The organism is Micromonospora sp. NBC_01638 (assembly GCF_045209745.1).
Taxonomy (GTDB): Bacteria; Actinomycetota; Actinomycetes; order Mycobacteriales; family Micromonosporaceae; genus Micromonospora.
On sequence record NZ_CP109273.1, the window covers coordinates 5783676 to 5796259 of the forward strand.

Consider the following 12584-nt stretch of genomic DNA (forward strand, 5'->3'; position numbering starts at 1 on the left):
AGGTCGACGTGTCGGCCTCCCCCTCTGTCGCACCCCAGAGGGCGCTCCACAGTGCCTGCCCACGAGGTCCTTTTGCCTGAGAGGTTCCGGGGAGGATTTGCCCCTTCGGCGCCGCCCTGCGTGCTGTCGGGCGGTCTCTCCCACGTGGGTGTTACCGGCATGGTCAACGCTACCAGCGCCGGTGTTTCCGGCAGATGTCCTACCCCCGGGCCGCCCGCCGTGCCTGCCGATCCTGGCCGGCGGCCCGTTCACACCCGCAGCGGCATCGCCGCGTCACCGGCGACCCGGGCGGCCAGCTCCGGCAACAGCGCACCCAACGGCGCGTCGACGCACACGGTGGCATGCCCGTCGCCACGGGTCGGCCCCTGGTTGACGATGGCCACCGGGATGCCCCGTTTCGCCGCCCGAATCACGAAACGCCGCCCCGACATCACCGTCAACGACGACCCGAGCACCAGCAACGACCGGGCCTGCTCCACGGCCGCGAAGCACCTCGCCACCCGCTGCGGCGGCACCGTCTCGCCGAAGAACACCACGTCCGGTTTCAACATCCCGGTGCCGCAGATCCCGCAGTCCACCGGCCGGAACGCCGCCACCTGCTCGTCGGGGAGATCCACATCACCGTCCGGGTTCACCGCGGCGACCTGGGCCACGAAGTCCGGGTTGGCCTCACGCAGCCGCCGGTCCAACTCCTCCCGGGACGTCAGGTTGCCGCAGTCCAGGCAGGTCACCTCGTCCAGACGACCATGCAACTCGATCACCGACGTGCTGCCGGCCGCACCGTGCAGACCGTCGACGTTCTGCGTGATCACCGCGTCGACCAGGCCGGCGTGTTGCAACCCGGCCACCGCCCGGTGCCCGACGTTCGGCGCCGCACCCGCGATCAACCGCCACCCCAGGTGGCTACGCGCCCAGTAACGCCGCCGCGCGAGGGGATCCCGGGTGAACGCCTGGAAGGTCATCGGCGTGTGCCGCCGGGCCACCCCGCTGGGCCCCCGGTAATCCGGGATCCCCGACTCGGTGGACAGGCCCGCGCCGCTGAGCACCACCACCCCACCACCGGCCACCAGCGAGGTCAACGCGTCGAGGCTCTCCATCACTTCTCCATGCTGCCTCAACCCGTCCGCTGACGCCGAACCCCGCGCCAGGTGGGCGGCCCCACCCGGCGCGGGTAGCCGGTGGCGGCGACGCTACGCCGCGACGACGTCGGCGACGACGCAGGCGATGTTGTCCGGCGCCCCCTCGGCCCGCGCCAGACCGATCAGCTCCCGCACCGTGTCCTCGGGATCCGCGGCCGCGGCCAACGCCGACCGCAGGTCGGCCCGGTCGACGACCGCGGACAGCCCGTCGGAGCAGAGCAGGTACCGGTCCCCGGGCAGCGCGGTGCGCAGCGCAAGATCCGCCTCGACCTGCCGGCCGCCACCGAGGGCGCGCACCAGCACCGCACGCTGGGGATGCGTCGCGGCCTGGCCTTGGTCGAGCCTGCCCTGGTCAACCTGCGCCTGCACCCAGGTGTGATCCTGGGTGAGCAGCGACAGCTCACCGCCGCGCAGCAGGTAGGCCCGGGTGTCACCGACGTGCACCAGCGCCACCCGGGAACCGCTGAGCAGCAGCGCGGTCAGCGTGGTGACCGGCTGGTCGGCGTCGGTCGCCAAGCCGTGTACGGCGCGGTCGGCGTCGCTCACCGCACCGGCCAGCATCGTCAGCAGGTCGGCGGCCGGTACGTCGGTGAGCGCCAACGGCTTCAGGGCGTCGACGGCGGCCGCGCTGGCAGCCGCCCCGCCGGGCCCCCGCATACCGTCGGCCACGGCCAGCAACCGCTCGCTGGCGTACACGGTGTCCTCGTTGCTGTCGCGCACCAGCCCGGTGTCACAACCGGCGGCGCAGCGGACGGCAACGGTGGGATTCGGGTCAGACATGGTGGCGCCCCCTTCAGACAGGTGGTCCACGAGGAGGGTGGCGAGCCGGGCGCGAGCCGCGGTGTCAGCGCTGACCTGCCGCCAGTACGCGGTGATCGCCTCCGCCGCCGCGGCGGGTTCCAGGCCACACACGACCCGGACCGTCGCCAGCGGCATGCCGAGCCGACGCAACTGGGCGACCAGCCGCGCCACCGGCAGCTGAGCCGGTTCATAGAGCCGGTAGCCGGACTCCGGATCGACAGCGGCCGGCGTCAGCAGCCCAACCTGGTCGTACAGGCGTAACGCCTTCGGCGTCAGCCTCGCCGCCCGGGCGAACGCCCCGATGGTCATCAGCCCCACGTCGACATCCTCCTCGTGCCGGTCACGGCGACCGGCACCCACCAGGCTCGGGGTTACCCGAAGGTCAAGGTCAAGCCGGTGCCGCCGGTAGGTTGGGCGCATGCGCGTCGTCATCGCCGGAGGCCACGGCAAGATCGCCCTACTGCTGGAACGTCACCTCGCCGGGCGCGGCGACACCGCCGTCGGCCTCATCCGCAACCCCGAGCAGGCCGCGACGCTACGCGCCGCCGGCGCCACCCCCGTCGTCTGCGACCTGGAACACACCCCGGTCGCGCAGCTGGCCGCGCACCTCGATGGCGCGGACGCGGTGATCTTCGCCGCGGGCGCCGGCCCCGGCAGCGGCGCCGCCCGCAAGGACACCGTCGACCGGGCCGCCGCCGCGCTGCTCGCCGACGCCGCCACCCACGCCGGCGTCCACCGTTACCTGCTCGTCTCCTCCATGGGCGTGGACAAATCACCCGCTCCTGGCAGCGACGACGTGTGGGCGGCGTACCTGCGCGCCAAACGCGCCGCCGAGGACGACCTGCGCGGCCGCGACCTGGCCTGGACGGTGCTGCGACCCGGCCGGCTCACCGACGACCCACCCACCGGGCGGGTCACCCTCACCCCACACGCCGGCAGTGGCGCGATCAGCCGCACCGACGTCGCCCACGTCCTCGCCGCCCTGCTCAACGAACCGCGCACCACCGGCACGACCCTGGAACTCGTCGACGGGCCCACCCCGATCGCCGACGCCATCCGTGCCGCCGCGACCTGACCGACCCGTCGTCGAGGTCACCTTCCACCTCGAACAACGACTCAGCTGACCACCCGCCCCGCAGTCGACGGGGCGGTGCGCGGTCACCTCCGCTTACATGTCGGACGAGACGCAAGCGTCACGGGCAGTCCGCTCGAGGAAGGACAGGTAGTCCGCGAGGCGGGCGGATGCGGTGAGCATCGCCCGGCCGCGGGCTGTCATCCGCTCCCGCCACTGCTCGATCGAGGCCGTCAGTGGGCCGGGCCCACCGGCGGCGTGAACCTGCTCGATCACGGCCGCGATGCGATCCAGCAGATAACCGCCGCGGCGTAGCAGGTGGGCGAGTTCGGCGTCGCGCACGTCATCGAGTGAGTAGGACCGCGCGGTCCCTGACCGGGCCGGGGCCAGGATGCCGGCGCGTTCCCATTTGCGCAGTGTGGCCGGGGTGACACCGAGCCGGTGGGCGAGGACACCGACCGAAACAGGCCCGTCCGGGCAGGCTGCGGCCGGCGGGGAGGACGCCAGAACGACAGCCGCCGAAGCGATCCGGTCCACGGTCTCCCGGTCGCTTTGAAGCCGCACATGGGCGGTGTCGAGCACGGCCAAGGCCGTCGGGAGGTCGTTGCGGAGAACCGACCTCATGATCTCACCGGCTGCGGAGTACCCGTACCCCGGGACCAGCGCGACGTAGGCGTCCAACGCGCCCGCATGGTCGTCGGTGTAGACCCGGTAACCGCTCGCCGTCCGCGCGGCCGGCGGGATCACCCCGGCCTGCTCGTAGTTGCGGACCGCCTGCGCGGACAGCCCGTGTGCCCGCGCCAGATCCACCGGTCGGTACACCCCGTTTTTAGACTTCAGCAGGTCCTCCCCGGGGTTCGATATGGCCAAAGTTTCAACCGCTAGTTCAACGATACGGTTGAGGTCATGGCTTTTGACACCGAGTTGCAGTCCCTCATCGCCGCACGCCGGCCGCACCTTCTCGCGATCGGCGAGCCCTACCACGGCGAGCCGGCATTCCCGCGCCTGCGCAACCGGATCCTCGAGACACTCGCCGGGTACGGCTTCCGGTCGATCGCGATCGAGTCGGACCGGGCGGCCGGCCTCGCCGTCGACGACTACGTGCAAGGCCGCCGCGACGACGTGGACATGGCCACCGGGATCAGTCACGGCTGGGGCACGCATCCCGCCACCCGCGACCTGATCGACTGGCTGCGCGCCCACAACGAGAAGCTGCCGCCCGGCGAGCGCATCGCCTTCCACGGTTTCGACGCTCCCACCGAGATCACCGGCGCGCCCAGCCCCGGCCCAATCCTGCGTGAGCTGCGCGAGTATCTCGGCATACCGACGCCGGACCTGGACCGCCTGGTCGGCGACGAGAGCCTCTGGACCGCCCCAGAAATCATGTTCGACGCGACGCGATCTCCCGGCCGGTCACCGGAGGCTGCCGGGCTGCGCGCCCTCGCCGAGGACTTCCGGACGCAGCTGTACGCCGACGCGCCCCGCCTTATCAGGGACACGTCCACTCAGTCCTGGAACCGAGCCAGGGTGCTCGCCACCACAGCCATCGGCCTGCTCGCGTACCATGCCGCGATGGCCGAACCGGGCGGCCAGTCGCAGCGGATCGGTCGCCTGCTCGCGGTGCGGGACGCGCTGATGGCGCAGAACCTGCTCGACATCCTCGCCCACGAGCGGGACCGCGGACCCACCCTGGTGTCCGCCAACAACGCCCACCTGCAACGGCACCCCAGCGTGTGGGACACCCACTGGGAGGGCCAAGATCTGGCCGCACAGTGGAACGGCGCCGGCTCGATCGTGTCGCCGCTGCTCGGGGACAAGTACATGTACGTGGCTGGCAGCCTCGGGGCGAGCGGGCCGGTCGGCCTCGGGCAGCCGGAGCCCGGAACCTACGAGGAGCGGCTCGGCCCGGAGACCGGGATCTTCCCACCTCCGTCCGGCAGCGATCTGCGCGAACGTGCAGCAGACCTGCTCGGGTACTTCCCGCTGGACACCGCCACGATCGAGACCTGCGACGCGATCCTGCACATCGGCTCCGCGCCCGGCGCCGCCGACGCGGCCCGGATCGCCGGGCTTCCCGCAGTGACCGAGACCCGGATCGAGCCGGGTTCCGACATGCCGCCCTACACCTGGGGCGACCGGTTCTTCTTCGCTGGCGAAGACCGTATGCGGCCCTTCGCCACGATCGTCCTGCACGACGTCCCGGACTTCGACGAGCGGTCTCGGTTGTCCGAGCCCGGCCGGTACCGGCTCAACATCGAGGTCGGGCGCGCCGAGTTCCGGAACCTGTTCGGCTACGGCCCGGAGGAGTTCGCCGCGCACAGCGACGGGCTCGACTTCGCGGAGACAGACCGACTGATGCCACATCCGGCTTACGCCGTGCAGGGCTGGGCGAGCGTGGTCAACCCAGGCCCAGCCACCGCCGACGAGGTGACGCGACTGGTGGCACAGGCACGTTCCCGCAGCGCCGACCGCGAGCTCCGCAGCAGCCGACGTCCGTCGCCGAGCTAGACCCTCGGGGCCCCTCAGGCATCCGGCTTCGATCCGGGTGTCCTCAAGGGCCGAATGCGCGCTGTGCCACCGCCGCCAGCGCGTCGGGTGGGGTCCGCCTCAGCGAACCCCACCCACGACAACTCAGCGCTGCTGGTGCCGCGGCAACGCCGACTGCCCCACCACACCACCCACGAATGGCGCCCCCGGCGTCTCCGCCGCGATGCGGTCCATCGTGCGCGCCAACTGCTCACTACCGTCATCGAGATGCCGCGCCGCCGCCTGCATGTGCGACACCATCATCTCGCCGAAGATCCGCAACGCCTCCCGGGTGGCCACCGTGTCGTCGAAGCTCGTCCCCGCCGCGCTGCGGTACTCCGTCACCGCCCGCTCCGCCTCCTGCTTCGCCTCCGCCTCCGCCGCCTGCAGGTAGCTCTCGTACTGCACCCGGGCGTACTCGGCGACCCGCCGCGCGTAGTCATGCGCCTGCGCGATGATCTGCTCGGCCTCCCGTTGCGCCGCGGACAGCAGATTCACCTCCCGCGCCGCCGGGACCTTCGCCGCCGCCCCCGTGCTCGGGATCACCCCGTGCCGGTGCAACTCCACCCGGTCGGTCAGCCGCTCGTTCTCCGCCCGCAACGTCGCGATCTGCGTCGCCAACAGGTCCAACTCGTCGGCGACCTGCACCCGGAACCGATCCACGTCGGCGTTCTCGTAACCGCGCCGGGTGAACGACGCGGCACCGAACTCCCACCGCCGGACCCGGTCGGCGGTCATCCGCACCTGCACACCGCCGGAAATCTGCATCCCGTCGTACCGACTGATCGGGGTCGCACTCACCTGTGCCCGCCTCCGTTCGCGACTGCCGGGCTCGTAAGCTCACTCACCTGTGCCCACCTCCCGAAGTGCCACCGGCGGCCGACTGCTGCACCGCCGTACGCCAGGCCGGCCCGTACCACTGCTCACCCAGGCCCTCATGGTGCACCTGACCCGCGTGGAAACCCGCCTGGACCAACGTCTGCACCGCGTGCGAAACCATCTCGTCCGACCCGCACACGAACACGTGCCGGGAACGCCAGTCACCGTCGGCCAACGCCCGGTCCACCGCGTGCACGAACTCCCCCGGCCGGTTGACGTCGGCACCCACCACGTAGGTCACCGTCAACCACGGGCACGACGACGCCAACTTGTCGATCGCGTCGCTGTCATAGAGCTCACTGCGGGAACGAGCACCCACGTAGAGGTCGACCCGTCGGCGGGAACCCTCCGCGGCCACCTGCTCCACCAACGCCTTCACCGGCGCCCAGCCGGTACCCGCCACCAGCAACAACAGATCACTGGAACCTGCCGACCACAACCCCAGCCGGTCCCCCACCGGCGCCGCCAGGTGGATCCGATCCCCCACCGCCGACCCGTACACCAGCCGCGACGACACCGCACCACCCGGCGCGGCACGCACATGCAACTCCAACGTGCCATCCGCGCGCGGTGCGTTCGCCGGCGAGTAGTACCGCCACGACCGCACCGACGGATGCGACACCCCGACCGACTGACCCGGGGTGAACGGCAACAGGTACTGCGGGCGCACCGTCAACACCGCCACATCGAACGCCCGCCGCTCGTGCGCCACGATCTCCGCCACCCACCACGGCGGGTTCACCGCCTCGGCGGCCTGCGCGGCCTCCATCATCACCTGGGCGACCAACCCGTACGCGGCCGCCCAGTCCTGCGCCAACTCGTCGGTCCACTGCTCCCCGAGGAAATGCTGCAACGTCGCCAACAGCGCCTCACCGACCGCCGGGTAGTGCTCCGCGCGTACCGCGAACTTGCGGTGGTCCGCGCCGAGATCCTGCAGGAAACCCACCAGCCCGTCGACCTGATCCACGTTGGACACGATGTGGCCCAACGCGGTCACCAGGCGGTCCCGCTGCCCGGCCATGTTCGTGGGGAACATCTGCCGCGTCTCAGGATGAGCGAGGAACAACGTCGAATAGAAGAAGAGCGGCACCTGGTCGCCGTGGCCCGCGACCACCGACCAGCTCTGCTTGAGTCGAGCCGCGTCCACGCTCAGGCGCCCGACCGGTTCCCGGCGGCCACCACCTGGTCCTGCACCTGCCCCAGCACCGTCCGCACGTCGGCCACAATGTCGGCCGGCACACCCAACTCGGTCAGCGCCACCGTCAGGTGTCCACCCACCTTCGTGTAGTGCGCCACCGGGATGTTCAACGGCTGGTGCGCCTCGGCCAACCCGCGGCCGGTGTACTCGTTCGGTCCACCCAGCACCGTCGTCAACATCAACGCCAGGTGCCGCCGCTGACCTGCCATCTCCACATCGGAGAAATAGCCCGCCAACTCCGGGTCGGCGAGCACCTTTTCGTAGAACAGGCCAACAGCCGCCTTGACCGAGCTGGCACCGCCGACGCGGTCGTAATGCGAAGCGGGAGCGGTCTCTTCCGTAACCGTCACGGTCGTTCCTTCCGGGAGGGATGTGAAGGGTCGGCGCGGAGCGACATCGACCAACCACAGCGGCACCGCGCCGGAACCGTATCGGACCATAGCGTGTCAATCGCCTCCGGTCAGGGCCCCCCTATCGGGATCCCGACATCTGAAAGACACACAACGTCACCATTGCCGGCGCGCATCTCAGAGCCGGCCACCGCAGCGCCACCCACCGTGTCCACAGTGGAGCGCAGAGACCCACCAACCCGAATTACCGTCACCGACGGTCGCGAGAAAACCAGCCCGAAAAAAACCGGACGCGCCGAACGCCCCGGCGGCTCAGCCAGCCCGCCGCCGCGCCCGCCGCGCCGCCAACTCGTCACCCACCGGATCCGACTCCGATGCCACCGCCGGCTCCACCGGGCCACTCACCGCCGGCTCAGCCGGCAGATGCGACAACGACCCCTGGATCTCCTTGAAGGCCCCACCGATCGCAATCCCGAAGACGCCCTGGCCACCCTGCAACAGGTCGACCACCTCCTCCGGGGACCGGCACTCATACACCGTCGTCCCATCAGAGATCAGCGTGATCCCGGCCAGATCCTCCACACCACGCGACCGCAACGCCTCAATCGCCTTGCGGATGTTCTGCAGGGACACCCCCGCGTCCAACAACCGCTTCACGACCTTCAACACCACCAGGTCCCGGAACGAGTACAACCGCTGCGTCCCCGAACCTGAGGCGTCACGCACGCTCGGCACCACCAGCGTCGTCCGCGCCCAGTAATCCAGCTGCCGGTAACTGATGCCCACCGCGTGGCAGGCCGTCACACCCCGGTAGCCGACCGAACCGTCACCCTCAGTCGCCACACCTGGCGACGAGGCACCCGGCTCGTCCAACTCTCCACCCGGATCGGAATCCCGCGGCTCGTGCATCCGGACAACCTCCCCGTCAGTGTGGCGACGCGTCGTTTCCGGGACGCGCACCCCTCGACATGGCAACCCTATAGCCACCTTCAGGGGTTACCACGGAGGAACCGACGCGACACGCCGCGCAGCCACCGAAGAAAGATCACCAACTGAACCGGAGCATCACCCACCGTGACGCAGAGCCGAGACTCACCTCAGCCCGCGAAATCCTCCGGACGCACCTGCTCCAAGAACTCGCGGAACTTCTCCACCTCGTCCTCCTGCTCGTCAGGGATGATGATCCCCGCCTCGCTGAGGACCTGCTCCGCACAACGAATCGGCGCACCGACACGCAACGCCAACGCGATCGAATCGCTCGGCCGCGCCGACACCCGCACCCCATCACCGATCAACAGATCCGCGTAGAACACGTTCTCCTTGAGCTCGGTGATCTCCACCGCCTGCAAGGGCGCCTTCAACGCCGCCAACACATCCCGCAGAAGATCATGCGTCAACGGCCGGGCCGGCTTGACCCCCTGCTGCTCATAAGCGATAGCCGTCGCCTCGACCGCGCCGATCCAGATCGGCAGATAGCGGTCCCCCTCGACCTCCCTGAGCAGGACGATCGGCTGGTTGCTGGGCAGCTCCACCCGAACTCCGACCACGCTCAGCTCGCGCACCGCCGCCTCCGTGTCGTTGTCACCTACGCCGCACCGCGCCCTTTCCCTGCACGGTACACGGACCGCGACACGGCCGTCCCATGCGCTACAGCACCACGTCCGCGCCCAAAAAGGGGTTACCCCGGCAAGCCTACGGCACGCTTCCCGGAAGAGATCTTTCCGCTCAGCCACCACCCGCCGGGCACCCTCACCAACCCAACGTCGAGCGCAGACCCACCCGCACCAACGCCGCGTGCAACTGCTCCGACAACGCCACCAACTCACGCGCCGTCTCCGCCGCCCGCGCCCGCGCCGCCGGATCACTCTGCCGCGCCAACGGCGCCACCAACTGCTCGAACAAACCGACCTCACGGTCCGCCGCCGTCCGAAAACCCCGCAGGTGCCGCGGCTCCAACCCGTACGACGCCAACCCCGCCACCGCGGACGCGATGATCAACGCGTCCGCGTCATACCACCCCGGCGGATCCGACACCAACACACCGAGCCGCTCCAACTCCACCAACGTCGACTCGTCGATGCCACTGCGCGCCACCAGATCCGCCCGGCCGAGCCGCACCTGCGACGACTCGGCCGGCTCCGCAAACTCACGACCCGGCACCGCACCATCGGGACCGACCGCCACCAACGCCCGCCGCGACCGCCCCGGCTGCTCACCGGACGAATCCCACTCCGCCAACTGCTCACGGATCACCCGCAACGGCAGATACCTGTCCCGCTGCGCGGTCAACACGAACCGCAACCGCGACACATCGTCCCAGCTGTACTTCCGGTAACCCGCCGCCGTCCGCTGCGGCTCGACCAGACCCTCGGCCTCAAGGAACCGCAGCTTCGAAATCGTGGTGTCCGGAAAATCGACCCGCAACTGCCCAAGCACCTCACCGATGCTCATCAGCGGCTGAGACCGGGCCGCCCCGGGTGACGTGGAGGCCGCAGGCTCGTTCACCCCCGGCCGGCCTCTTCCTCCGGGCGCGGACCGGCGATGAACACCACCCGGAACTTACCGATCTGGACCTCGTCACCATTGCTCAACGTGGCCGCCTCGACCCGCTCACGATTCACGTACGTGCCATTCAGGCTACCCACGTCGCGCACCGTGAACGTGCCACCGTCACGGTGGAACTCCGCGTGCCGACGCGACACCGTCACGTCATCGAGGAAGATGTCACTGTCCGGATGCCGGCCACTGGTCGTCACATCGTGGTCCAACAAGAACCGGGCACCCGCATTCGGGCCTCGACGAACCACCAGCAGCGCCATACCCGGCGGCAACGAACCGGACATCCGGCTCGGCACCACATCGGTGTCCGGCCCCTCCAGCACTTCGTCGAGCGAACCGAGATTGAGCGTCGAAGTGACGTCGAGCGGGGGGAACTCGTCGTCTGGCCGCGTCATGGGACCACCTCACGGATCTGTTCGGTCGGCGTCGGGTAATGGCGGGTCTGGCCGCCGGGCACTTGAACACCCGGCGGCTGGCTCCCCGTGCCCGGGAAGGCAATTCCGCAACGCTCAACTATTGGGTACTCGGTCGACTGGGCGAGCCTAGCCAGCGCCGAAATGCAGGGCAACCGGACGCGCGCAGACATCCCACGCGCCGGATCAAGCACACTCAGCCTTCGGTGATCTTCTGATACGCGCCCGCCGTCAGCAACCCGTCCGTCGCCGTCGGATCATTCGGCGTGATCTCCACCAACCAACCCGCACCGTACGGATCAGTGTTGATCAGCTCAGGCGTGTCACCCAACGCCTCGTTGCGCGCCGCAACCGTACCGGCGACCGGCGCGTAAATCTCCGACACACTCTTGGTCGACTCGATCTCACCCAACGAATCGCCAACCGCGACCACCGCACCCGCCTCGGGCAACTGCACGTACACGATGTCACCCAGCGCGTCCTGCGCGAAGTGCGTGATGCCGACCCGAATCGAAGCCGTGCCGTCACCCGCCACCCACTCGTGCTCGGCGGTGTATCGCAGATCCTCGGGAATCACCAGACGCGTCCTTCATCCATCGGTGCCCCGGACCACCCGGGGTCGGGGCTGCCGCGCCGGTCAGGAGACCGGACGGGCGTGTTCCAACTTGATCGGCACGTGCAGCGCCGAAACCTCGGCAACCTCACGCTCCCCAAACGTCACGTTACCGCCGCCACCCCGGACCGACGCCACCACCCCACCAGGAATGTTCAACGCCGTACGCATCGTCGCCGGATCACCGATCACCGTGATCGTGAACGGCGCCGTCAACCGACGCCCCTCCACCATCAACGACCCGTTGTCCCCATCGAGGAAAAACGTCGACGCGATGATCCGCACCGAAGCCCGGTCACCACCGGAAATCTGCATCGCCTCCGCGCCCGCACCCCGCAGCTCCTGCACCGCGTCCAGCACCCGGTTTGCCGTGATCGGCTTCGCACCAGCGTCGAACTGCACGGTCAACCCCGGCCCAACCGCCGGCAACGTACCCGCCAGGATGCCCAACTCGTCCGCCCGCCGCGTCGCCTCATCCAACGCCGCCTGACGGCCCTGCTCACCCGAGGCCAACTGCCGCTGACTGTCCTCCAGGGCGCGGATGTCCTGCCGGAGACGGTTCTCCCGCGCATCCAGATCCGACAGGATCCGGACCAGGTCCTCCTGGCGCGTCGCCCCCAACGTCGGATCCGTCGACGTCGTCTTGAACTGCACCACCAGCGTGAAACCCAGCAACGCCAACAACGCCACGATCATCACACTGGCCGTACTCCACCGGGACCGACCCGCGGCCACCGGGACCGCCGAATCCCCGGCCGGCTCCGCCAACCCGTCGGAACTCGCCACCGGCTCCCCCGACCGCGACACCGCGCTCAGATCCACCGTCGCACCGTCGTCGACCGGCTCCACACCCGGCTCTGCCGCGGGCTCGTCATCCGACGGCTGCCCGGGCCCCTGCGGGGCCAACGGGCTCAACTCGTCCGGATCCGGCGCATCCGGCCGCGGATCCGGCTCACCCGCCGGCCCACCCGGCCGCACCGGACCCGCCGGCTGCGGCCACCCGGTCCCCGTCTCGGTCTGCTCGTCACTCATCG

Annotated in this window: 14 protein-coding genes and 1 riboswitch; of the genes, 2 read left to right on the plus strand and 12 right to left on the minus strand. The window is 69.9% G+C overall.

Annotated features, from left to right (window positions below):
• Positions 1 to 54: 54 nt before the first annotated feature.
• Positions 55 to 153, minus strand: a riboswitch (glycine riboswitch).
• 95 nt (positions 154 to 248) lie between these two features.
• Both OG811_RS27060 and OG811_RS27065 read right to left on the minus strand, forming a co-directional pair.
• Positions 249 to 1097 (minus strand): NAD-dependent protein deacetylase, encoded by an 849-nt coding sequence (locus tag OG811_RS27060; protein ID WP_406069737.1) that lies wholly within the window; start codon positions 1095 to 1097, stop codon positions 249 to 251.
• A gap of 93 nt (positions 1098 to 1190) precedes the next feature.
• The gene (locus tag OG811_RS27065) at positions 1191 to 2258 is read right to left on the minus strand and encodes a MerR family transcriptional regulator (protein ID WP_406075939.1); all 1068 of its coding nucleotides are present in this window, start codon (positions 2256 to 2258) and stop codon (positions 1191 to 1193) included.
• Between the two features lie 100 nt (positions 2259 to 2358).
• Here OG811_RS27065 and OG811_RS27070 point away from each other — a divergent pair, with 100 nt between their 5' ends.
• Positions 2359 to 3015 carry an SDR family oxidoreductase gene (locus tag OG811_RS27070; RefSeq protein ID WP_406069739.1) on the plus strand — a complete coding sequence of 219 codons (657 nt, stop codon included), beginning with the start codon at positions 2359 to 2361 and terminating at the stop codon, positions 3013 to 3015.
• A gap of 93 nt (positions 3016 to 3108) precedes the next feature.
• Here OG811_RS27070 and OG811_RS27075 read toward each other — a convergent pair whose 3' ends face one another.
• Positions 3109 to 3834, minus strand: a complete 726-nt coding sequence (locus OG811_RS27075) for a MerR family transcriptional regulator (RefSeq protein WP_406069740.1) — start codon at positions 3832 to 3834, stop codon at positions 3109 to 3111.
• A gap of 84 nt (positions 3835 to 3918) precedes the next feature.
• On the opposite strand from OG811_RS27075, the gene OG811_RS27080 reads away from it, so the two are divergent.
• A complete protein-coding gene (locus tag OG811_RS27080) occupies positions 3919 to 5520 on the plus strand; it encodes a DUF6194 family protein (RefSeq protein ID WP_406069742.1) in 1602 nt (533 codons plus the stop codon).
• Positions 5521 to 5643: 123 nt separating this feature from the next.
• Here OG811_RS27080 and OG811_RS27085 read toward each other — a convergent pair whose 3' ends face one another.
• From OG811_RS27085 to OG811_RS27125, 9 genes are all read right to left on the minus strand, one after another.
• Positions 5644 to 6339, minus strand: a complete 696-nt coding sequence (locus OG811_RS27085; RefSeq protein WP_406069744.1) for a DivIVA domain-containing protein — start codon at positions 6337 to 6339, stop codon at positions 5644 to 5646.
• Positions 6340 to 6382: 43 nt separating this feature from the next.
• Entirely contained in the window at positions 6383 to 7564 is a 1182-nt protein-coding gene (locus OG811_RS27090) for a globin domain-containing protein (RefSeq protein WP_406069746.1), read from the minus strand.
• A gap of 2 nt (positions 7565 to 7566) precedes the next feature.
• Positions 7567 to 7965 (minus strand): group 1 truncated hemoglobin, encoded by a 399-nt coding sequence (locus tag OG811_RS27095; RefSeq protein ID WP_406069748.1) that lies wholly within the window; start codon positions 7963 to 7965, stop codon positions 7567 to 7569.
• Positions 7966 to 8277: 312 nt separating this feature from the next.
• A complete protein-coding gene (locus tag OG811_RS27100) occupies positions 8278 to 8874 on the minus strand; it encodes a MerR family transcriptional regulator (RefSeq protein WP_406069750.1) in 597 nt (198 codons plus the stop codon).
• A 188-nt stretch (positions 8875 to 9062) separates the two neighbouring features.
• Positions 9063 to 9527: a bifunctional nuclease family protein gene (locus OG811_RS27105; protein WP_124774070.1), complete on the minus strand. Its 465-nt coding sequence runs from the start codon at positions 9525 to 9527 to the stop codon at positions 9063 to 9065.
• 187 nt (positions 9528 to 9714) lie between these two features.
• A complete protein-coding gene (locus OG811_RS27110; protein WP_406069752.1) occupies positions 9715 to 10416 on the minus strand; it encodes a MerR family transcriptional regulator in 702 nt (233 codons plus the stop codon).
• 50 nt (positions 10417 to 10466) lie between these two features.
• The gene (locus OG811_RS27115; RefSeq protein ID WP_007071101.1) at positions 10467 to 10919 is read right to left on the minus strand and encodes an FHA domain-containing protein; all 453 of its coding nucleotides are present in this window, start codon (positions 10917 to 10919) and stop codon (positions 10467 to 10469) included.
• Between the two features lie 214 nt (positions 10920 to 11133).
• The gene (gene gcvH, locus OG811_RS27120; protein WP_406069754.1) at positions 11134 to 11514 is read right to left on the minus strand and encodes a glycine cleavage system protein GcvH; all 381 of its coding nucleotides are present in this window, start codon (positions 11512 to 11514) and stop codon (positions 11134 to 11136) included.
• Between the two features lie 60 nt (positions 11515 to 11574).
• Complete coding sequence (locus OG811_RS27125; RefSeq protein ID WP_406069756.1) at positions 11575 to 12582, minus strand: DUF881 domain-containing protein; 1008 nt, start codon at positions 12580 to 12582, stop codon at positions 11575 to 11577.
• Positions 12583 to 12584: the final 2 nt, after the last annotated feature.